The following is a 20,121-nucleotide window of genomic DNA, read 5'->3' as shown; positions in this document are numbered from 1 at the left end:
TGTAGGTATTTTCTGCTATTGCAGTACCTCAAATATAAGGAAGTGGCGATAAATTGTTAGGTAATTGAGTCCAAGTTGTGACTGCAATTTAAAGATTCATTAACAGAAATTTCAAAATTTGAAACCGTTAATTTCAAATTTTGAAATTAACATTTGACGAGTAGCTGCTTGATAAGCTGGATAATTAATTCTCGCTGCTCTAAAGAGTAACGACGATATTCCGCCGGATTTTCAAGTAATAGGTACTGTGGTGACATGCTTTCACCGTGTAACCTCGCCACCTCCTCGTCGGAGAGTCGTACCACACGCAGCCCCGGCAAACTGCCACAAATATCCGCCTCTGAGCAGGGCAAGAAGGCCACCGAGTTCATGGTCAGCAGGTGGCTATACCATTCATCACGCGAGCTGACTCTTTCTATGCTGTCGATATCGGCACCGTGTTGGCGAGCAAACACCTCTAAGGGATCGATCTTGTCGTTAAACCCTTTACCGTCCAAGCAGAGAAAAGGATGACGACAGACGGTTTCCAGGGTCAAAGGTTCGCTCTGGGACCAGATGGCATGTTCTTCGTTGGCCGCCAGACAAACACCACTCAACTCACCCAAGGACTCTACCGACAGGTGATGTTCGCTACAGGCATCAAAAGTAATGCCCATATCCAGCTCGCCGTTATGAATAAGATCGGCAGAATCATCCCCCCAAATCACAAACTGCAGCTGACTAAAGGCATCTCTGGCGTTGCTGCGGGAATAAGCCAGTGACAGGCTGGCCAAGATACTCGGAGTGACTGCGATTCTCAGACGTTCACTGGCCAGCTCACTGCTCTTTTCACAGATAGACTGTTCTATTTTTAAAACGGCTTCACAGAACTGACATACGGGCTCATAGAGAAATTCAGCCATGGGGGTTGGCTTGAGGCCAAGTTGTCGCCGATAAAACAACTCATCATCAAAAGTAGCACGTAACATATTCAAACAACGGCTAATTTTAGGAGCGGAAACGTTTAACTGTTTCGCAGCGATATTGGCGTGTCCGGTTTGAAAAATGACTTTAAACACCATCAAACAAAACACATCGAGTTCGCTGATTTTCTTTAAGGTTTGATTGCTCATCGACACTATTGTTTATTTGAGTAATCGAATATTTATAACACAGGATTTACAGTAAACGATATAGCCATTAGTCACACATTTAGCGATGGCTTATCTAACTCAGCGGTAAGTGCTAGAAGAGACTCTATGACAAACTTCAGCCCTATGAGTCTCATCATCTCACTGGGATATACTAGCTACCTCTTCGGCTGTTAGCGCTCGGAACTCACCAGGTTCAAGTGACTCATCCAGGTGAATATTGCCCACGGCGAATCGGTGCAATGTCATGACCTGATTACGGAATCGGCCAAACATACGCTTGATCTGATGATAGCGTCCCTCTAGCAAGCTAACCCGCGCAAGGTGGCTATCGAGGATCTCCAGCTCTGCAGGCTGAGTGGTAATATTTTCATAGGCAAAATAAAATCCTTCGGCGAAGGCTTTCACATAAGCCTGAGTCAGCGGAGCCTTCAGGCCAACCAGATACTGCTTCGCCACCTTATGCTCGGGAGACATGATCTGTTTCGACCAACGGCTGTCGTTGGTGAGCAGCACCAGGCCCGAGGTGTTAAGATCCAGACGCCCGACGATATGCAGCCCCTTGTCCTGATATTCAGGCAAGAGATCCATCACTGTCTTGTGCTGGGTATCCTTAGTCGCACTCACCACACCCACGGGTTTATGTAACATCAGGTAGATGGCCTGCTCCTGTCTGAGCACTTCACCATCGAGCATAACCACCGAAAACTGATCTATCTGCCAGTCGGCATCTCTCACCACAAGCCCATCGACACTCACCCGGCCTTTCGCCAACAGGAGCCGCACCTTCTTGCGCGGGATCTGACATTGTTGGCTGATAAATCTGTCTAACCGGGCACGTTTAGCTGACATCATCGCTTGCCACTGGGGCTACCTTATAAGCACAACGTCTGGCACCAGCAATGATATGCTCCTCACGGCTAACCTCTGCCATACCAATAAAAAGCTCTTGGAATAACTGTAACTCTGAGCGACAAAAGTTGGCGCAGCGGCTGGCGGCGGCGCAGATAGGACAGTGATTTTCCATTAGCCAGTAGACACCATCTTGCATCTCTATGGTTGCCACATAACCTTCCTGAGTTCTGATCTCAGCCAGGGTCTTCAACTTTTCGACCAGGCCGCTATGGGCCGACAGTGCCTCTTGATAGATGCGCTTGCTAGTCTGCTCTCGGTGCGCGATAAGCTGCTCCAACCCCTGATCACCAAAGACCACGCGTACCGAGTCAACCAGCTGACTGCTTAACTCATCGTGGCGATCGGGAAATTTTTGGTAGCTTTTCTCGGTAAGTGCCCAATAACGGGTGGGACGACCGCGACTGGCCTTTCTATCTTCGAAGCTCAAGATCCCCTCCTCTTCCAGTGCCTGTAGATGCTGTCTGATCCCCATGGTGGTCAGTGCAAATTGCTCGGCTAACACCTTGGCGGTGCAGGGCCCCTGGATCTTGATGTAATCGATGATTTTATCGCTGGTCTTCTTACTCACCGCTGTCTCCCCTTGACTCATGTGAGCTCATTATTACCTATCCAGTAATTAAGTAAACTTTTTTATTTACTTTAGTCTTTACAAAATTAAGTAAAGCAATTACTGTACAAAACAATAAATAAACAAAAGGATTTACATAATGAAACTTCTCATCGTCAGTGCCAGTCAACGTCCCGGCTCCCAAAGTGCCAGAGTCGCCGGATACCTTAGCGAACAAGCGAACCAATTCAATGAGATACAGCATATAGAGTTATGCCAATACGCCTTGCCTTTCTGGGATGGCGACAGAGAAAGCGCCGCACTTCAAGCGAGCGACTGGCACCGCATCAGCCCTCTGGTAAAACAGGCCGATGCCTTGATTCTTATCACGCCCGAATGGGGTGGCATGGCCTCCCCCATGCTGAAAAACTTTCTCTTGTTATGCGATAACCAGGATACCGCCCACAAACCCGCCCTGTTAGTGGCGGTCACCAGTGGTATCAGCGGCAGCTATCCCATCGCAGAGCTCAAGATGAATGCGCTGAAAAACAATAAGCTAGTGCCGACTCCCGATCACCTAATCATACGTAATGTCGAGCAGGTACTGGGTGAGAGGGTGGTCGATAGCAGAGATCAGGGGCTTAGAGAACGCATTGGTTATAGTCTGCATATGCTGGCTCAATACTCAGTAGCATTGAGCAGCATACGCCTGCAGCACCAAGACCTGCCCTATCCTAAACAGCAAGAGTATGTGTATGGCATGTAGCCTAGGATAAAAACTAAATCATTAAAATTTCGATGGAATATCTTAAATCTAACTAAGAAGGAACTTAATCATGCTTCATCTGGAACACATTAATCTCGTCGTCACCGACATAGACAGGGCCCTTAACTTCTATCGCGCGGCCTTTCCACACTGGACAGTCCGTGGCGGCGGTCAAGGCTCTTGGTATGGCAAACCCAGAAACTGGATCCACTTTGGCGATGACTATCAATATATTGCTTTTAACGACGATGGCGAAGGCGAAAACCGCGATCTCAAAGGTCATCAAGTGGGACTGGCTCATTTCGCCTTTGTAACCCAAGATCTCGATGGCGTGATCACCAGGCTGAATCAGGCGGGCTTCGAAGTCGACAAAGCGGGGCAAGAAGATCCCTATCGCCGCAACGTCTACTTTATCGACCCAAACGGCTATGAGGTAGAGTTTGTGCAATACCTAAGCGATCTGCCGGCGCAGCGTAATCGTTACGATCTCCCCAGCTAACGCAAGATAAAACCATATGCCCTAGGGGATAAACTCGCGTTTATCCCAAATAAACAATTAGGGTAAACAGCAGTAGGTAAAAGAAGAAGCCTGCCAGATAGACGCTGTAAAAATCATTCTTTGCCAGACGTTTCTCCTGATGAAACAGCGCTGGCCAATACAGGGGCTTTTGCACCCGACCAAAGGTGAGCCCCCCAATCACCACGGCGCCCGTGGTATAGAGCACAAAGGAGAGTATAATCTCCCAGAAAAACCAGATGAATAGTTCGGTTAGACTCGCTGCCAACATAGTCCGCTCCCCTGATTAAGCTGCCATCTTGCTGAGAAACCAAACAAAGCCTACTGCTGCCAGCACAAAGATGATCACCATAATGGTGAGCGTCTTAGAGCGCGCCATAGATTGCAGCAGGGCAAACCCTGTGTCCATCTCACACAGCGCTTGCCAAAATGAGGTGGGTACTAGTGACTGAGACCCTAACGGCTCCCTATTTAGTGGATTATTCTGCTTTGCAACATCTTGTGGGTCGTGCGGCTTTACAGCCTCTTGATTGGGCGTCATCTGCTTTCCTTAGCAAGAGAGGATTTAGGTCACTGTAAAACCTCAACAATATAAAGTCAGGTTAACTTTTATTCACCTTTTTTCGGTCACAGCAGCTAATCTCACTCTGCTGCTGATGCCTCTTCAGCCAATCCCAGGGGCTTAATAAAGAAGTGAATTTCAAACTGAGTATCTTGAGTCAAGGGCTCGATACTGTGCCAGTAGCCAGGGTGAGAGATAGCGGTCTCATTTGCCCCAAGCTTTATCTCCCTCTCCACCAGCCCCTGCTTATCCCGATAACCGAAAAACAGCAGTTCTCCCTGAATCACATGGATCTGCTCATAAACACCGGGACGGGTAAAATGACGTTCCCGATAGATGGCAGGCATATCCTGCACGCCAAAGACTGGCGTCTTCTTACACTTCACATATCCTTTAGGCACAAATGACATCTTAAGCTCCCTTTGCAGCGCCATATAAGCCGATTCATCAGATAGCTAAACTTAGCGCATATTTCAGCAAATATCTAAACCTGGCCTTTGGCGAGATTGCACTTCGCTTAGATAGCGTTACACTGTGCGAAAACTCAGATAACGATATTCCCATGACAGCTTCATTTCATTACAGCAAACACTTTATCTTAGACAAGGCATACTATGGCGAGTGTTTCGACGCCTCGGTGACACAGGCCCCACAATTAGCCGACTACACTAAAGCTATCGGCTTCCTCTTGGCGGGATTGGCATTATTGATGACAGGCGTTAACGCCTATGCCTCTTGGTTTATTGTTGGACTCGGCGTCTTGGAGGCGCTCAGCGTTAAATACAAACGCCCTTGGTACCTGTGGCGCCAGATGATGAGTAAGGCAGCGGGCAATGAGGCTTGCCTCACCTTGGATGAAGAGGGGATCACCACAGAATCACTCTATGTGAAACAACAGCTGCTGTGGGACAGCATTGACGAATTAAAAGAGACAGAAACCGGGTATCTGCTACGCTCAGGTAATCGCCAGCATTATCTTTCTAAAAGCCATCTCAATGACGAGAGTCAGGACTTCCTGCGCAAAAAGTGCGCCAAAGACAACTGATATCCTTAAATGGCTTCATTAAAATTTGGATAGATTCAAACAAAGGGTCATCTCTTTGTTATTATGCAAACGAAATGGAACCAGAACGTAAATAATAACAAGCCTTAGGACGAACTCGATCCTAAGGCATACCTGATATGGAGTAACGATGATCACTAAGCCAAAATTAGTCGCCGCACTGGTAGCGAGTTCAACGCTTTTTATCTCAGCGTGCCAAACAACTAACCCTTATACCAATGAATCTCAAAATGCTAAGGCAACCAATGGTGCCATCATAGGCGCAATTGCCGGTGCTGCAATTGGTGTTGCTTCATCAAGCAAGAGCGACAGAGGTAAGGGCGCACTGATTGGTGCTGCATCGGGTGCAGCCGTCGGTGGCGGTATCGGTTATTACATGGATGTGCAAGAAGCAGAGCTGCGCAAGCAACTACAATCGACTGGCGTTAGCGTCACCCGCAGCGGTGACAACATCATTCTGAACATGCCTAATGAGGTGACCTTTGGTGTTGACCAATCGGTGCTCAGCAGCCGTGCCAAGAATGTGCTCGACAGCGTCGCCCTAGTCGCCAAAGAATATGATGAAACCATGCTAAACGTCATGGGCTTTACCGACAGCTCTGGTAGCGAGTCTTACAACTTGCGTCTGTCTCAGGTACGTGCCGCAGAAGTAGCTAACTACCTGATGTCGCGCGAGATCAAGAATCAGCGCATCAGCTCTATCGGCATGGGTGAATCACGTCCTATTGCAGACAACGCCACACCCCAAGGCCGCGCGCAAAACCGCCGTGTAGAGATTGTCTTAAGTCCTATGCCACAAGGCTAAGACTCTTCTAAAAGGCAAATCTTTGTCCCTTACTCAACGCTGAGTGAGGGACTCATCTCCCCACTCTCCTCACGCATTCCAAACGACCCGCCAAGCCAACTGACAAGCCAGCGCTAGGCCAATTCACAACACGCGAAGGCATCGCAGAGCCAACTCTTTTAGCTAATAAGCTATTGAAAGCGTAAAAAAGCCCAGACGAGCAGTCAGTGTTATCACTAACTGCAGGATTTTGCGGATCCCTACAAAGCCTGATATGGCAAAAAGATCGTCCGGGCAATCATGGCGCTTATCTATGATGGTTAACGCTTAAGCTCACCCACTGGCAAAACGACTCGGCCATATTCCTGATTCAACACCTGCGCCATGGCGAAGTAGATAGCGCTGGCGCCACAGAATATGCCTTCGAAACCAGCAATCATGCCGATAAATGCACTGCCGGTAAAATCACGGGCCGCCAAGAGGAAAAACAGCACAGTCAAAGAACCAAATACCACCTGTTTGGCGCGTGGGTAACGCAGGGAACCAACAAACATAAAGGCAGTAAACACGCCCCAAAGCGTCAGGTACCAGCCCATGAAATGGTGAGGACTCGCCTCAGCCAGGCCCATCTTTGGCAAGATCATCAGACCAACGAGTGTCAGCCAGAATAAACCGTAAGAGGTAAACGCCGTGGTGCCAAAGGTATCTCCGCGCTTAAAGCACATCATGCCCACCAGCACCTGACCTATCCCCCCATAGAAGATCCCCATCGCCAAGATCATTGCATCGATGGCAAAAAAACCTGCGTTATGGATATTCAATAAGATGGTTGTCATGCCAAAGCCCATTAAACCTAATGGTGCTGGATTGGCCAATTTTGTCGACATCTACTTTCCCCTCACTATCGCTATTCGTTTAGGCGCCCAATGGCGCGATCAAAGTCGCCGCGGATTTTAGAGAAGTCTTAATGACGCCACAATGGGCAAGGAAAATACCAAAAAAGCCATATAAAACAGTGAAATACGAAAAAACCCACAAAGAAAGGCGTTAGAAAAAAGTTAAATATTCAATAAATTCATAAAGATAAATAGAGGCTGCAACTGGCGTGTGACCAACCTCACATAAAGAGGCCGGTTTGCTAAGCGACCCACGAATCCACCTTCAACGCTCATGGCGTTTATCCCCTAGCGGTATAGAAAGTGAGGCAAGACGGGCTAAAGGTCACGCTTTTGGGGTTTTTGAGAGCTTTCCCGGCAAAAGTGGAGGATAAAATATTAGTTTACCTTCTACTGATCTAGATCAGCTTTTGCCCAGCGATGGCTCGCTAAATAGGTAAGATCTGACGATCAGAGCAGATAGTCAGGAGCGCGCCGCCTTAGCGGCGCTTAACTGTCATTAGCCAGGTTAGCTGCATCTGGCCATCATATAGACATTCACATAGACGCCGTCACGAAAAGCGTAATCTTTGGCTTCCCCTTCTATCTCAAAGCCATGGGCCTTATAAAGCGCGATAGCAGCGTCGTTATCCGTATAGACTTCGAGTTCTATACGCCTGACCGCCAGCCAATTGGTGGCCAGATTTATCATGGCTGCCATCAACGCGCTCCCAACTCCTTGACCACGCGCCGACTCACACACCGCCATACCGAAATTAGCCACATGCTTGCGCCTGGCATTAGCGTATACCTCCATGCCGAGCTGACCCACCACCTTGCCCTCATGCACTGCGACCAGGCTATAACAATTATCCGGTAGCTCCTGCAGTCGCTTCTGCCAGAACGCCAGTGACGGATAGGGACGCTGTAGCGTCCCGGCATAACAGCTGCGCTGACTATAGAGAGCAAAGATCCCTTTTATATCAGCATCTGTGCTGTGACGGATCTCAATTTCGCTTGTTGTCGGTAAACTCGTGTTGGGCTCGGCCATAAAGGTCTTAATATATCCTTATAAAAGAAGAAAATATGCCATAGGAGCAATAGGTTAAGCAATGCCAGTATTAGCAATACCGCTATCGCCCTGTGGCCACACCTCTTTGTAACTCATTGCCCATGGCGATTAATTTGGGCGCTTGTTGCTGCGCCGCGCTAAAGCCAGACTTGTTCTGCCAGCCAAACCAGGAGTGAGCTATAAGTGACTGGGCCACTGGCCCGCCCAAGGTATTGCCCGGCCCCAGCACTATCACACAATCTGGCGCAAACTCCTTAACCCCTACCGTCATCGCCTGACTAAAGTCATAGGGAGCCACCACTTGATGACCTAAGGTGTAGCTGTGTAGCCGAGTCAGATCACTCGAATATCGACTCCAGATCTGGCTCCTGCCATCTATCATAGGCAGCTTAGGGGGCTGAAACAGTGAGACAGGCAAAGCCTCTTGCCCCCGGCGGGCAATGTCACTGAGCAAAGGCGAATGAAAGGCGCCATGGTTATAGAGGCGCATAGGATAACGCTCATCCAACTTTGGCAAGCGGGCCTCCGCCTCGGTCAACCCGGCGTCATTTCCCGCCAAGACCCGATAGCCACCAAGATAAATAGAGGTATAAAGCTCACAGCCATCAAGCTCATTAACCTCGGCAATCACCCTGTCGAGCAACTCCGTTTGATGCGGATCTTTACGCCAGTCGGCATCCATCTCAGGATAGATCATCTGCCCGCCAATCAGGCCGTCACTCATCATGCTGCCCATGGTGTTGATCACCTTAATAGCGCTGCGCTCATCGAGGGCACCAGCCAGTGCCAGAGCGATATACCAGCCCATGGAGTTACCAGTGACCGCCACTATATCAAAGCGCTTGCGGTCGATATCCATAAAGTCTGCCATGGCACAGGCATAGATGAGCGCCGAAGCATTCTCACCCGGTGTATGCAGCTTAAAGGAATATTTACTTTGACTATCTAAGTCGCTAATGGGTTGCTGGCCCAGCTGACGCCGATAAGCATCTATCGCCTCGATAAAGCCTGATTTGTCACTGTGATACTTAGCCAGATATCCCAGCTCCTCCTTGTTATAGCAGCCACGTCCCGGTGCAACCACCAATGCCCTTAGCTTATTGCTCACGCCGCCCTCACTCCTATTTGTTGGTGTTGTCATTAGGCTTCCCTCGCTCCCGTTAGCAGTTCTTGCTCCAGGCTATCGCCAAGCAAGGCGAGCGCAGCCTCGACGATCTGCGAGCGACTGGGTAGTGGTAAGGTTGCCGCCTCAGCCAGCGGGATAAAACAATCTTCAGCGGTAAGCCTTGCCATCTGCGGCGCAAGATCCCCGAGTCGTTCATGTACGCAAGTGACAATCGCCTCACTTACCGAACCACTGCGGCGGCACTCATCGACGATCAGCAGATGTTCACACTCGCTGACCGCAGAGGTGATTGCCGCTTCATTGAGCGGGATCAGATACCGCAGATCGATCACTCGGCAGTCTATCCCCTGCTTAGACAGCTCTCGCTCGGCCTGACGGCTAAGATAGTAGCCATTGCCATAACTGAGAATCGCCAGTGTCTTCCCCTTGCCATAGACGCCTAGCTCGCCATAGGGCAAGGCTTTAGCCTGATCTTGCGGGCAGTAGCTATGGCTCCATAGTCCGTCACCTTCCTCATGAAGATCCCGCGTCATGTAAAGCGCAATAGGCTCCAAGAAGATCACCAGCCGCTGCTCCTGCTCCGCCAGGCGCACGCATTCTCGCAGCATCCCCATGGCATCGGCGCCATTGGAGGGGCAGGCCAGGATAAGGCCCGGAATATCGCGAAACACCGCCAGGGAGTTATCGTTATGAAAATGACCACCAAAGCCTTTTTGGTAACCCAGGCCGGCGATACGGATCACCATAGGGTTACTAAATTGACCGTTGGAGAAGAAAGGCAGGGTCGCCGCCTCACCGCGGATCTGATCTTCGGCGTTATGCACATAGGCAAGGAACTGGATCTCGGGAATTGGCAGCAAGCCATTGTGGGCCATGCCGATGGCCAGCCCCAGAATTGAGGTCTCATCCAGCAGAGTGTTGATCACCCTGTTAGGGCCAAAACGCTCCACTAGGCGCGAGGTCACATGATAGACCCCGCCCTTCTTGCCAACATCTTCACCGCAGACCACGATATTCTGCTGGCGCGCCATCAGCTCGGTCAGCGTCATGTTGATCAGCTTGCCCATGTGCACCGGCTTGCCCAGAGAGTTTTTGTCGGCGCTAAAGAGCTTTGCAAAGGACTCGTCACTCAGGCTCTGATGGACCACTGGCGTCTGGCGCACAGGCGGAATCACCGCCGCCATCGCCGTCTTGGCGCTGGTCAGTTTCGGTCGCTCAACCGCCACCTTCGCGATGGCAGCGATACGCGCCTTGAGGGTCTGGTACTGCTCGACGATCTCTTCCGGGCTCATCAGGTTGGCCTCGATGATCTGCTTGGCACTGAGCAGCAGCGGATCTTGCGCCTCATTATCAAAAATCTTCTGTTTGCTGAGATAGGCAATTTCGGCATCGCTACCGGCGTGCCCCATCAGGCGCACCGTTCGTACATGTAAAAATACTGGCCTGCGATTATACCTGGCGTAATCGGCCGCCTGACGGCTGACCCGGTAACAATCGAGCAGATCCCGTCCGTCACAGTAGAAATATTTGATCCCGGCGCGATCTTTAAAATTAGCCGCAATCCAGCCGCTTGGCGTCGCGGTAGAGATCCCTATGCCATTGTCTTCACAGACAAACATTAGCGGCAGTGGCACCTGTTGATAGGCGGCCCACCCCGCGGCATTGATCGCCGTCTGGGCGCTAGCATGGTTAGCCGAGGCGTCACCAAAATTACAGAAGACCAGACTATCCTCGGGCAAGACGCTATCGATACTGAGCCTCTGATTCAAGGGAATACTCAGGGCCGCGCCCACCGCCTTGGGCAGATGAGAGGCGATGGTGGAGGTCTGCGGCGGGATCATCAGCCGCTTGCTGCCGAGCACCTTATGGCGTCCACCCGAGATAGGATCTTCGCTGGAGGCCGCAAAAGAGAGCAACATATCCCACAGGGAAGTCTCGCCAGGCACCTGGCGGGCACGCTCTATCATGAAGGCCGCGCTGCGATAATGCAGAAACGCCATATCTGTTGGGCGCAGCGCCGCGGCGCAGGCGGCATTGCCCTCATGGCCAGAACTGCCTATGGTGTAGAAACCTTGATTACGGGCGCGCATGCTGCGGGACTCAAGATCCAGCAGACGGCTCTTCATCTGTGACTCGAACATGCCGACAAAATCGGCATCGCTAAGACCCAGGCTGAGATGATCCCAGCCCTGCTCTATCTCCAAGAAATCTTGCTGTGATACACGTTCGACAAATTGCCTGTCGAGGGCGATAGCTCTATCTTCCAACTTGACCTACCTCAATTTGGCGCAACAAAGCCCATACCACAGGCGTTCACTAGGCCGCTGCGACGAGAAAGCGGAGCGACACCGTCGCTCCGAATGAAGGAAAGGGTTATCCGAAGGCCTGAATGCCTGTCTGGGCACGGCCCAAGATGAGCGCATGAATATCATGGGTGCCCTCATAGGTATTGACCGCTTCGAGATTCATCACATGACGGATCACGTGATACTCATCGCTAATGCCGTTACCGCCATGCATGTCACGGGAGGTACGGGCGATATCAAGCGCCTTGCCGCAGGAGTTACGTTTGATAAGCGAGATAGCCTCTACCGGCAGGGCATCCTGATCCATCAGGCGGCCCGCCTGCAGGCAGGCAAATAAACCTGTGGTGATCTCGGTTTGCATATCCGCCAGTTTCTTCTGGATCAGCTGAGTCGCCGCCAGAGGACGATTAAACTGAATGCGATCTAGGCTGTATTGACGCGCCGCGTGCCAGCAGAACTCGGCCGCGCCGAGTGCGCCCCAGGCAATGCCGTAGCGGGCCTTATTCAAACAGCCAAACGGCCCTTTTAATCCCTCGACATTAGGCAGCAGCGCCTCTTCCCCCACCTCGACATTGTCCATCACTATCTCGCCGGTGATCGACGCCCTGAGGCTGAACTTGCCCTCTATCTTAGGCGCGCTCAGTCCCTTCATGCCCTTGTCTAAGATGAAACCACGGATCACACCATCGAGCTTAGCCCACACCACAAACACGTCTGCGATGGGCGAGTTAGTGATCCACATCTTGGCACCATTAAGGCGATAGCCACCGTCAATACGCTCGGCGCGGGTCTTCATGCCACCGGGATCTGAGCCCACATCCGGCTCGGTTAAGCCGAAACAGCCCACCCACTCGCCGGTCGCCAACTTAGGTAGGTATTTCTGGCGCTGGGCCTCGCTGCCATAGGTATAGATGGGGTGCATCACCAGGGAAGATTGCACGCTCATGGCGCTACGATAACCGCTGTCGACCCGCTCAATCTCACGGGCGACCAGCCCATAGCTGACATAGTTAGCATTGGCGCAGCCGTAAGCCTCGGGCAGGGTTGCCCCCAGGAGTCCCAGCTCACCCAGTTCATTCATGATCTCACGGTCAAAATGCTCATTGCGATTGGCCATCAATACCCGGGTCATCAACTTCTCTTGCGCATAGTCGTGCACCATGTCACGGATCATGCGTTCATCTTCGCTAAGCAGCGCATCAAATTGCAGTGGATCTTGCCAATCAAATTTCACTCGAGCCATGAGTCTGTTCCTTGCTGTCGTTATTGTTGTGATCGCAACTGACGACTAATTCATCACTTGCTAATTCGACTAGCATAGGCATAATTTATCCGTATAAAAAATATTCTTTTTGTTTAGCTTCTATAGTTATTTCCTATACCTTACGTAAAGGTAAATTAAAGAGCCTAATATGAACCTGAGAGCCCTGAGTTACTTTGTCGCCGTATATGATAAGGGCACCATCAGCGCCGCCGCCAAACAGTGCTACATTGCCCAGCCATCGATATCATCGGCCATCAGCCAGCTAGAGAGTGAACTCAATACTCAGCTTTTTCAGCGACATGGTAAGGGCGTCAGCCCTACGGAGTCGGCCGAGCGCCTCTATCCTTTGGCGCAAAAGCTACTGAACGAATCTAAGGCCATTCAGTCGCTATTTAACACACCGGAGCAACGCCAACCTTTTAAACTTGGGTTGATCAACTCATTAGGGGTACAGCGGATGAGCATGCTGCTCAAAGACTTTACCCAGGCCTGCCATGATATGGAGCTCACCCTGGTTGAGGCCAACGAACCCTGTGATGCACGTATCATCACTACCAGCCAGTTAAAATCCGATGAGGCGTTCCAGCCCATTTGGCACGATGACTATCTTCTGGCTATCCCTTCAGCCATGAGCCTGGCGCTGAAAAAAGAGATACGTCTGCAAGACCTCAGTGGTCAGCCCTTTATCCACCGCGCCCCCTGTGAGGCTCTGGCCGATCTGCAGCAGTTGATGGATTTAGAGGGCATTAAGATGCAGATCCGCGCCCGTATCCAAACCGTGGAATACGCAGTCGGCCTGGTAGCGGCAGGTGTCGGCATCGCCTTGGTTCCTGCCCTTCCTGTACTGATGGAGCAAAACAACATCATCTATAAAGCCATTGGCGATCTACAGCTTAAGCGCACCGTAGGGCTAGCCCTGCCCAGAGGTGGTGAATACACAGAGCAGCAAAGGCAGTTGCAACAAGTGAGTAAACTCTATAGCTAGAAGTGTTCACCCAAACAAGAAGCACGGATAACAACCCGCTAAACCTTATCCAACACAAGCCCTGAAGCTGTATCATTTTGCATCATGAATGCCGAAAAAACTGTGCATATATGACGTAAATGGTAATCTTTTGCTCAGACCCTGTATTGACCTGACTTATAGTGTATCAATCACCATGATAAACAAGTTGCTGACAAGCCTAGTAACCATACTCTTACTCTCATCTACCGCTTTGGCTGATGAGCAGCAAGCTTGTCTTTCAGATGATGACTGTATTGAGATAGGAAAATGGCAGTTTGGCCTGGCGCTTGGCTATGGCGAACGCTCCAATCCGATCCGCGACTATGATGACATCCCCATCTATTTAGCACCGACCCTGGCCTATTATGGTGAAAAGTGGTTTTTCGATAACGGCAACCTGGGGTATACCCTGGCCGATAAAGAGCATTTCAGCCTCAACTTGAGCACTAGCTTTAGCAGCGACAGCGCTTATTTCTATCGCTGGGATCCTTCGAATATCTTTATCTCAGGTAATAGTCAGCTCACTTCACCTTCTTCGGGGTTTCCCTCACGTCGTGTCCCCCTTGGTACAGAGTCTGAGCCTGTATTTAATGAACTAGAAGACAGGAAATTTACACTTCTTGGCGGAGCAGAAGCATTTATTTACACACCAGTAGGTATAATCAATATCGCTGTGGCACATGATCTTTTCGATGTACATTCAGGCATGGAGGGCAAATTAAAATGGCTCTACAACATGACCTTAGATGACTGGATCTTTGAGCTTTCTGCTACCGCTAACTGGAAGAGCAAAGAGATCATCGACTACTATTACGGCGTACGCTTCAGCGAAAATGAGTATTGGAGCGAACACTATCAAGCCAGTTCAGGCACTAATTTAGGATTAGAATTGACGACACAATATATGATGAATGAACACTGGGAGTTACTCTTTCTGGTTCGCTACACAGATCTGGCCGACGCAATAACCGCCAGTCCGCTCGTCAATGAAGATCACTCTAGCACTTACTTTATCGGCGCTGCCTATAGATTTTAAGGTAAGTTTTTTCAATGACTTTCAAGCTGATACAGGCAATTCTTGTTATCTTATTGCTGTGCAATATCACCTATGCCATGGGCCAAGAGTCCGCGGCCAGCTTGTCTTTGTCACCCCAATTTTGCATCACGGCCGATGTCGAACAAAGCTGTGAAATCGAGTTAGTGTTGAGCTGGGAGACCCCCTATCCTCAGGTGGTTTGTATCATGTCGGATCACAATGCACTGGAGAAATGGTGCGCGGACTCGCCTAATACTCACTCGCTCACCGTCAAGGTGAAGACACAACACGATATTCAATTTGTCATGATAGACAAACAAAGCCATCAGACATTGGCAGGCGTGAAACTAAAAGTTACCCCCACTTCGACCCCTCAAGTGAGGCGTCGTTATCGCAACCCCTGGAGTCTATTCTAATGACCGAATCTCAATCGACCCATAGAGTCTTGCTCGTCGAAGACGATATTCGTCTGGCAAATCTGATTGTGGATTATTTAAAGTCGCATGGAATGCATGTTGAAGTTGAGCGTCGCGGGGATACCGTATTGACCCGACTGATCAACTATAAACCAGATATCATCTTGCTCGATATCATGCTACCAGGGATGGATGGCCTTACCTTATGCGAAAAGCTGCCCGACTACTTCGCCGGCCCAATCCTCTTAATGAGCGCTCTAGGCTCGAATGAAGATCAGATCAAGGGACTGGAACTCGGGGCGGACGACTATGTCGTTAAACCTGTCGATCCCGCACTGCTTATTGCCCGTATCAACAATCTACTGCGCCGCAATGCTAAGCCGCCACAGGCAGAATCTCACTGCCTTAGCTTTGGTAAACTCAGCATAGATCCGCACACTCAGGCGATTCGTCTGGGCGATCTGGAAGTGGATCTGACCAGCCATGAGTTTGAACTCCTATGGTTGCTGGCGTCTCAAGCGGGACAAGTATTGAGCCGTCAATATATCTATCAGTATCTGCTCAATATCGATTTCGACGGCAAAGACAGAAAAATCGATGTGCGCATCTCTAGGTTACGTAAGAAGTTAGGTGACAATATCGAAACCCCGTTTAGAATTAAGACGGTATGGGGTCAAGGATACCTGTTCGCCCCAGAAGCCTGGAACAACTAGCGGAGCAGCGTTGAAACGACTCTTCATCAGCCTATACCTATTACTGAGCCTCAGTTTCCTCGGCATAGGCTGGACACTCGACAGTATTTGGCAAAACAATGTCGATGACAGCGGTGCACAAGATGCGCCGCTGATCGCTTTGGCGCAGCTGATCGGCAAGCTACCCATAGGGCAGAGAGAAGCCTTCCTGCAGCAGCTCTCGACACAAGAAAGTTACCCCCTAAGGCTACTGTCCCGTCAGCAGGTCGCCATGAATGAAAGCAAGCTTCTCAGCAAAGATAGCGTACTGGTCACCGCTCCCGATGAGGAGCATGAGTTGCATTTTATCAGGGTCGATGATCAACAGATCTTAATGGCCGGCCCCATAGAGATAGATCCCAGAGAGCAGCTACGCGGCCTGTTTACCCTGCTCTTCTACCTGTCCCTCGCCCTGGTGGCACTGATCTGGGTCTGGCCACTGTCCCGGGATCTCAAGACGCTGCGACTGGCGACCAAGGAGTTTGGTCAGGCTAAATGGGATACCCAAATACAACTGTCGAACCGCTCACAGGTACAACCCCTGGCCAGTACCTTTAATGAGATGGCAAGGCATATCAGCGCCCTGATCGAAAACCAAAAGCACCTCTCTAATGCCGTCTCCCATGAGATCCGCACTCCCTTGGCGCGACTTAAATTTGCCCTGGCTCTAGTGCCCCAGTATTGCGCGCCAGATTCGGATCCCGACCGGCGTCAGGCGTTTCTCGACGAGATGCAGCAAGATGTAAAAGAGATGGAGACCCTGCTGCAAGAGCTGCTTACCTACGCCAGCCTGGAATCTCAACCACAGGATCTGGAATTTGAATGTTGTGAGCTGACCAAGCTTACCCAGCAAACCATCAGCCGGTTACAAAACAACCACGAAATAGCGATCCATTTTAATGCTCAGACGCCTGAGCTTAAGGTGATGGGCGACCCGTCCCTGGTAGAGCGCGCCCTGCAAAACCTGATCATTAATGCCCAGCGCTTCGCCACCCGCGAGATCACTATCGTTATCAGCCAAGATAACAAGTCGGTACAGCTTAAGGTGATTGATGATGGACCAGGAATCGCAGAGGAAGATCAACAAAAGATCTTTGAGCCCTTCTATCGCAGCAAGGTGGTGCAAAATGGCAACAAGGGTCACGGCCTGGGGCTGGCCATCATAAAACGCATCATGCATAGGCACAGTGGACAGGTAACACTACAGAGCCGACCGGGAGAAACCATCTTTACCCTGATCTGGCCGAGGGTGAGTAGCGCTAAATTAAAGCACAAAACCCAGTAAGATAAGCCCCTTATTCGATGTCGAAGTCCAGCGACTGGGTCGCTGCGGCGCGCTCCTCTAAGATGGCGGTTTTCTTAGCCTTTAACAGCGCCAGACGGCGACGACGATGACGCTGTTTACACAGACGTATCACCTCATTTTTTTGCGCATCGGAAAAGTTCAGCCAATTAAAGCGCTCCTCTCTGCTGCGCAGACACCCCTTGCAATAGCCCCTGGCATCGGTCTGACAAACACCGATGCAGGGACTTGGGATCTCGAAAAACTCTAACTGTTCCATGAGGGATAGCCGCAACCTTTTACCTTTTGAACCTGTTATCTATGAACCTCTGACCATGGCCCACTTAAGCGGTCGCTAAATGAGCCTATAGTTAAAACATAACCTAATTCACAGTCACTGGCTAAACTTTATTCATCAGGTTAGACTAAAATTTCTAGCGTAAATAAGCTGATAGCATCAATTTTTCATCATTAGGGAACCCTATGACCTCACTTCGCTTTATTATCCCTGCATTAGCGGCATTGCTGCTAAGCGCCTGTGCCAGCAAACCTACTCAAGATTATGATATTAAATATAATTTTAATGACTTGAAGCAATTTACTCTGCAAAAGCCTGCCAATATTAGCGATCCGCTCAGCACCTCACGCATAGATACCGCTATCGTCGAACACCTCACAGCACGTGGCTATGTTCAGACAAGCGACCAAGCACAATTTATGGTGACCTATGGCTTTAAGGTAGTAGACAAGCCTAAGCGCTCCGGGCTCTCTATTGGTCTGGGAACCGGCAGTTGGGGCAGCTCTGGCGGCGTAAGCGTAGGGACCAGTGTGGGTGTGCCAATGGGCAGCGACAGCAACAAGATGCAGATCATCCAGATCGATATCGTCGACAGCGCCAGCAACAAACTAGTATGGCGAGGCAGCGACGCATTTGACTTCGATGATGGCGGCGAAAAGAAAGCCAAAGAGACTCGGGAGACGGTCAACAAGATCCTCGCCCAGTTCCCACCACAGCCTCGCTAATCGTCCACAAGGCGATTAATGGGCGTTCACCGTACGCCCATTGGCCCACTGGCGTAGGACATTTAATTTTTCACGCATCACGACTGAGAGCGGTCGCGTCTTCATCAATTCATTAGCCAAGAGTTCCTGAGACACCACTTGCTCCAGTGCCCTGGCCGTGTAACGCGCCGAGATAACCGCCTGCTCTATTTCTGCCCCCGAAAAGCCCTGACTCACCTGAGCCAATTTGGCCAGATCGAAACAGAGGGGATCCAGCCCCCTGCGCTGCAGATGAATCAAGAAGATCGCCTGACGCACCTTATCGTCAGGCAGATCCACAAAGAAGATCTCATCCATTCGTCCCTTGCGCATCAGTTCTGGTGGCAAGGCACTGATATCGTTGGCCGTTGCGACCAAGAAAACCTCTGACTGCCGCTCGGCCATCCAGGTCAGCAGCGCCCCGAGGATCCGCTTAGAGGTGCCATCGTCGCTGCTACCACTGCTCAGTCCCTTTTCTATCTCATCAATCCACAGCACACAAGGCGCCATCAGATCGGCAAGCGCCAAGGCATTGCGCAGATTCTTCTCAGTCTCACCGATATATTTATTATAGAGGGCCGACATATCCATACGCAGCAGGGGACGTTGCCACATGCCCGCTACCGCCTTAGCCGCCAGACTCTTACCGCTGCCTTGCACACCAAGAAGTAAGATCCCTTTTGGATGCTCGACGCCTGGCTCACCACTTGAGGCAGGACTACGCTGAGAAAGCCACTTCTTGAGGTTGTGTAAGCCCGCCACCTGAGAGAAGTCACTGGTGTCATACTCAAACTGTAACACTCCCTCCATATCCAGCAGCTTAAACTTACCTTGATTAATTCTGTCCACATCTGAGTGGGTGATCGCTCCGTCATCGACTATCGCCTTATGGGCCAGGCGCCGTGCATCGTCGAAGGTCAGCCCTCTGAGGTTGTCCGCCAGTTTCGCCACCGCCTCCTCATCGACACTCTGCAATAAGCCGTCGCTACGCGCCTTGTCTATCTGCTCATAGATAAGGTTTTCTAGTTGGGCGGGATTGGGCAGCGAAAGAGAGAAATGGGCACAATAGCGTTTAATTTCAGGCGGAATATCGAAGGCATGACTCACCAGCACTATCGTATGTTTCAGTGCCTCGTATTCGAGGGCGATCTCTTTTAACAGACGCACATTCTTAGGAGCGTTTTCCACAAAAGGATGAAAATCGCACAACACATAGATCCCCTGCTGACTGGTCGACTTTATCTGGCCTAAGATCTCCCCAGGATCTGTGTTGAACTTCTGGGTGCCCATCTTTACGTCGGCGCGAGTTAGGCCCTGGGTAATACTCCAGGTAAACAGCGGTTGATACAAGATGCTCGATACCCGTTTAAGCAGGTCGATCACCCGGTGCTCTTCATAGGTTTCAATCACGACTATCGGAGTGTTGGAGCGCAGTACAGCAGTAAGATCCCTGATATCTTGCATAGAAGTCCTTAAAGAAAGTGTCGTCTCCAAGTCGCTTAGGCCTGGATGCAGCTTGAGCCTATTGATACCCCACTCTTAGGGCAAATTCAATCACGCCGACCAGGCAAGGGATATTTTAGTACGTCACACTGATCCAAAAAGTCACTCCGTGCGTATCAATATGTCGCTTTAATTATTGCGTCTATTAACTGCTATTGGACTCATGCGCGTAATCAAGG

General features: G+C 50.5%; 23 protein-coding genes. 10 read left to right on the top strand and 13 right to left on the bottom strand.

What is annotated here, in order from left to right; all coding sequences use genetic code 11:
- Positions 1–146: 146 nt before the first annotated feature.
- From L2712_RS01990 to L2712_RS01980, 3 genes are all read right to left on the bottom strand, one after another.
- Positions 147–1,112, bottom strand: a complete 966-nt coding sequence (locus L2712_RS01990; RefSeq protein ID WP_248976736.1) for a LysR family transcriptional regulator — start codon at positions 1,110–1,112, stop codon at positions 147–149.
- A gap of 159 nt (positions 1,113–1,271) precedes the next feature.
- A complete protein-coding gene (locus L2712_RS01985) occupies positions 1,272–1,982 on the bottom strand; it encodes a pseudouridine synthase (RefSeq protein ID WP_248976735.1) in 711 nt (236 codons plus the stop codon).
- Complete coding sequence (locus tag L2712_RS01980; RefSeq protein ID WP_248976734.1) at positions 1,972–2,634, bottom strand: helix-turn-helix transcriptional regulator; 663 nt, start codon at positions 2,632–2,634, stop codon at positions 1,972–1,974. The genes L2712_RS01985 and L2712_RS01980 overlap by 11 nt, the downstream gene beginning before the upstream one ends.
- Positions 2,635–2,752: 118 nt before the next feature.
- On the opposite strand from L2712_RS01980, the gene L2712_RS01975 reads away from it, so the two are divergent.
- Entirely contained in the window at positions 2,753–3,358 is a 606-nt protein-coding gene (locus L2712_RS01975; protein ID WP_248976733.1) for an NADPH-dependent FMN reductase, read from the top strand.
- Between the two features lie 70 nt (positions 3,359–3,428).
- Positions 3,429–3,857 (top strand): VOC family protein, encoded by a 429-nt coding sequence (locus L2712_RS01970; RefSeq protein WP_248976732.1) that lies wholly within the window; start codon positions 3,429–3,431, stop codon positions 3,855–3,857.
- Between the two features lie 40 nt (positions 3,858–3,897).
- Here the strand turns inward: L2712_RS01970 and L2712_RS01965 are convergent, their stop codons facing one another.
- From L2712_RS01965 to L2712_RS01955, 3 genes are all read right to left on the bottom strand, one after another.
- Entirely contained in the window at positions 3,898–4,146 is a 249-nt protein-coding gene (locus L2712_RS01965; protein ID WP_248976731.1) for a hypothetical protein, read from the bottom strand.
- 15 nt (positions 4,147–4,161) lie between these two features.
- A complete protein-coding gene (locus L2712_RS01960; RefSeq protein ID WP_088905328.1) occupies positions 4,162–4,416 on the bottom strand; it encodes a hypothetical protein in 255 nt (84 codons plus the stop codon).
- Positions 4,417–4,517: 101 nt separating this feature from the next.
- Positions 4,518–4,847, bottom strand: a complete 330-nt coding sequence (locus L2712_RS01955) for a TehB-like domain-containing protein (RefSeq protein WP_248976730.1) — start codon at positions 4,845–4,847, stop codon at positions 4,518–4,520.
- Between the two features lie 152 nt (positions 4,848–4,999).
- Between L2712_RS01955 and L2712_RS01950 the strand changes: the two genes are divergently transcribed.
- Both L2712_RS01950 and L2712_RS01945 read left to right on the top strand, forming a co-directional pair.
- Positions 5,000–5,482 carry a YcxB family protein gene (locus L2712_RS01950; protein WP_248976729.1) on the top strand — a complete coding sequence of 161 codons (483 nt, stop codon included), beginning with the start codon at positions 5,000–5,002 and terminating at the stop codon, positions 5,480–5,482.
- Between the two features lie 148 nt (positions 5,483–5,630).
- On the top strand, positions 5,631–6,305 hold the full coding sequence (locus L2712_RS01945; protein ID WP_033537984.1) for a YiaD family glycine zipper/OmpA-like lipoprotein: 675 nt from the start codon (positions 5,631–5,633) through the stop codon (positions 6,303–6,305).
- Between the two features lie 299 nt (positions 6,306–6,604).
- Here L2712_RS01945 and L2712_RS01940 read toward each other — a convergent pair whose 3' ends face one another.
- The 5 genes from L2712_RS01940 to L2712_RS01920 form a co-directional block, all read right to left on the bottom strand.
- The gene (locus tag L2712_RS01940) at positions 6,605–7,171 is read right to left on the bottom strand and encodes an acetate uptake transporter (RefSeq protein ID WP_033537983.1); all 567 of its coding nucleotides are present in this window, start codon (positions 7,169–7,171) and stop codon (positions 6,605–6,607) included.
- Positions 7,172–7,688: 517 nt separating this feature from the next.
- Positions 7,689–8,210 carry a GNAT family N-acetyltransferase gene (locus L2712_RS01935; protein WP_248976728.1) on the bottom strand — a complete coding sequence of 174 codons (522 nt, stop codon included), beginning with the start codon at positions 8,208–8,210 and terminating at the stop codon, positions 7,689–7,691.
- Between the two features lie 82 nt (positions 8,211–8,292).
- On the bottom strand, positions 8,293–9,372 hold the full coding sequence (locus L2712_RS01930; protein WP_248976727.1) for an ACP S-malonyltransferase: 1,080 nt from the start codon (positions 9,370–9,372) through the stop codon (positions 8,293–8,295).
- The gene (locus L2712_RS01925; protein WP_248976726.1) at positions 9,372–11,624 is read right to left on the bottom strand and encodes a dehydrogenase E1 component subunit alpha/beta; all 2,253 of its coding nucleotides are present in this window, start codon (positions 11,622–11,624) and stop codon (positions 9,372–9,374) included. Before L2712_RS01925 ends, L2712_RS01930 begins: the two co-directional genes overlap by 1 nt.
- A gap of 106 nt (positions 11,625–11,730) precedes the next feature.
- The gene (locus L2712_RS01920) at positions 11,731–12,906 is read right to left on the bottom strand and encodes an acyl-CoA dehydrogenase (protein WP_248976725.1); all 1,176 of its coding nucleotides are present in this window, start codon (positions 12,904–12,906) and stop codon (positions 11,731–11,733) included.
- A gap of 169 nt (positions 12,907–13,075) precedes the next feature.
- Between L2712_RS01920 and L2712_RS01915 the strand changes: the two genes are divergently transcribed.
- From L2712_RS01915 to L2712_RS01895, 5 genes are all read left to right on the top strand, one after another.
- A complete protein-coding gene (locus L2712_RS01915; protein WP_248976724.1) occupies positions 13,076–13,912 on the top strand; it encodes a LysR family transcriptional regulator in 837 nt (278 codons plus the stop codon).
- A 175-nt stretch (positions 13,913–14,087) separates the two neighbouring features.
- Positions 14,088–14,969 carry a MipA/OmpV family protein gene (locus tag L2712_RS01910; RefSeq protein WP_248976723.1) on the top strand — a complete coding sequence of 294 codons (882 nt, stop codon included), beginning with the start codon at positions 14,088–14,090 and terminating at the stop codon, positions 14,967–14,969.
- Between the two features lie 14 nt (positions 14,970–14,983).
- A complete protein-coding gene (locus tag L2712_RS01905) occupies positions 14,984–15,385 on the top strand; it encodes a DUF3019 domain-containing protein (RefSeq protein ID WP_052125469.1) in 402 nt (133 codons plus the stop codon).
- Positions 15,385–16,098, top strand: coding sequence for a response regulator (locus tag L2712_RS01900; protein WP_033537978.1), 714 nt, complete (start codon positions 15,385–15,387; stop codon positions 16,096–16,098). The genes L2712_RS01905 and L2712_RS01900 overlap by 1 nt, the downstream gene beginning before the upstream one ends.
- A gap of 10 nt (positions 16,099–16,108) precedes the next feature.
- The gene (locus tag L2712_RS01895) at positions 16,109–17,401 is read left to right on the top strand and encodes a sensor histidine kinase (RefSeq protein WP_248976722.1); all 1,293 of its coding nucleotides are present in this window, start codon (positions 16,109–16,111) and stop codon (positions 17,399–17,401) included.
- Between the two features lie 10 nt (positions 17,402–17,411).
- Here L2712_RS01895 and L2712_RS01890 read toward each other — a convergent pair whose 3' ends face one another.
- Positions 17,412–17,678 carry a DUF1289 domain-containing protein gene (locus tag L2712_RS01890; RefSeq protein WP_033537976.1) on the bottom strand — a complete coding sequence of 89 codons (267 nt, stop codon included), beginning with the start codon at positions 17,676–17,678 and terminating at the stop codon, positions 17,412–17,414.
- A gap of 203 nt (positions 17,679–17,881) precedes the next feature.
- On the opposite strand from L2712_RS01890, the gene L2712_RS01885 reads away from it, so the two are divergent.
- Positions 17,882–18,421 (top strand): DUF4136 domain-containing protein, encoded by a 540-nt coding sequence (locus L2712_RS01885; protein ID WP_033537975.1) that lies wholly within the window; start codon positions 17,882–17,884, stop codon positions 18,419–18,421.
- 15 nt (positions 18,422–18,436) lie between these two features.
- Here the strand turns inward: L2712_RS01885 and L2712_RS01880 are convergent, their stop codons facing one another.
- Positions 18,437–19,903 carry an AAA family ATPase gene (locus L2712_RS01880; RefSeq protein WP_248976721.1) on the bottom strand — a complete coding sequence of 489 codons (1,467 nt, stop codon included), beginning with the start codon at positions 19,901–19,903 and terminating at the stop codon, positions 18,437–18,439.
- Positions 19,904–20,121 lie beyond the last annotated feature (218 nt).

The sequence above is a fragment of the Shewanella marisflavi genome (assembly GCF_023283925.1).
Taxonomy (GTDB): domain Bacteria; phylum Pseudomonadota; class Gammaproteobacteria; order Enterobacterales; family Shewanellaceae; genus Shewanella; species Shewanella marisflavi.
The sequence above is the reverse complement of the archived record's forward strand: the minus strand, read 5'-3'. Positions and strand labels throughout refer to the sequence as shown.

Excerpts from the sequence above, each read along its gene's own strand:
- L2712_RS01960 (WP_088905328.1), bottom strand. The coding sequence starts at position 4,416 with ATGACGCCCAATCAAGAGGCTGTAAAGCCGCACGACCCACAAGATGTT.
- L2712_RS01990 (WP_248976736.1), bottom strand. The coding sequence starts at position 1,112 with ATGAGCAATCAAACCTTAAAGAAAATCAGCGAACTCGATGTGTTTTGT.
- L2712_RS01930 (WP_248976727.1), bottom strand. The coding sequence starts at position 9,372 with ATGACAACACCAACAAATAGGAGTGAGGGCGGCGTGAGCAATAAGCTA.
- L2712_RS01890 (WP_033537976.1), bottom strand. The coding sequence starts at position 17,678 with ATGGAACAGTTAGAGTTTTTCGAGATCCCAAGTCCCTGCATCGGTGTT.
- L2712_RS01900 (WP_033537978.1), top strand. The coding sequence starts at position 15,385 with ATGACCGAATCTCAATCGACCCATAGAGTCTTGCTCGTCGAAGACGAT.
- L2712_RS01885 (WP_033537975.1), top strand. The coding sequence starts at position 17,882 with ATGACCTCACTTCGCTTTATTATCCCTGCATTAGCGGCATTGCTGCTA.
- L2712_RS01915 (WP_248976724.1), top strand. The coding sequence starts at position 13,076 with ATGAACCTGAGAGCCCTGAGTTACTTTGTCGCCGTATATGATAAGGGC.
- L2712_RS01940 (WP_033537983.1), bottom strand. The coding sequence starts at position 7,171 with ATGTCGACAAAATTGGCCAATCCAGCACCATTAGGTTTAATGGGCTTT.
- L2712_RS01950 (WP_248976729.1), top strand. The coding sequence starts at position 5,000 with ATGACAGCTTCATTTCATTACAGCAAACACTTTATCTTAGACAAGGCA.
- L2712_RS01970 (WP_248976732.1), top strand. The coding sequence starts at position 3,429 with ATGCTTCATCTGGAACACATTAATCTCGTCGTCACCGACATAGACAGG.
- L2712_RS01945 (WP_033537984.1), top strand. The coding sequence starts at position 5,631 with ATGATCACTAAGCCAAAATTAGTCGCCGCACTGGTAGCGAGTTCAACG.
- L2712_RS01905 (WP_052125469.1), top strand. The coding sequence starts at position 14,984 with ATGACTTTCAAGCTGATACAGGCAATTCTTGTTATCTTATTGCTGTGC.
- L2712_RS01955 (WP_248976730.1), bottom strand. The coding sequence starts at position 4,847 with ATGTCATTTGTGCCTAAAGGATATGTGAAGTGTAAGAAGACGCCAGTC.
- L2712_RS01910 (WP_248976723.1), top strand. The coding sequence starts at position 14,088 with ATGATAAACAAGTTGCTGACAAGCCTAGTAACCATACTCTTACTCTCA.
- L2712_RS01975 (WP_248976733.1), top strand. The coding sequence starts at position 2,753 with ATGAAACTTCTCATCGTCAGTGCCAGTCAACGTCCCGGCTCCCAAAGT.
- L2712_RS01935 (WP_248976728.1), bottom strand. The coding sequence starts at position 8,210 with ATGGCCGAGCCCAACACGAGTTTACCGACAACAAGCGAAATTGAGATC.
- L2712_RS01980 (WP_248976734.1), bottom strand. The coding sequence starts at position 2,634 with ATGAGTCAAGGGGAGACAGCGGTGAGTAAGAAGACCAGCGATAAAATC.
- L2712_RS01985 (WP_248976735.1), bottom strand. The coding sequence starts at position 1,982 with ATGTCAGCTAAACGTGCCCGGTTAGACAGATTTATCAGCCAACAATGT.
- L2712_RS01920 (WP_248976725.1), bottom strand. The coding sequence starts at position 12,906 with ATGGCTCGAGTGAAATTTGATTGGCAAGATCCACTGCAATTTGATGCG.
- L2712_RS01965 (WP_248976731.1), bottom strand. The coding sequence starts at position 4,146 with ATGTTGGCAGCGAGTCTAACCGAACTATTCATCTGGTTTTTCTGGGAG.
- L2712_RS01880 (WP_248976721.1), bottom strand. The coding sequence starts at position 19,903 with ATGCAAGATATCAGGGATCTTACTGCTGTACTGCGCTCCAACACTCCG.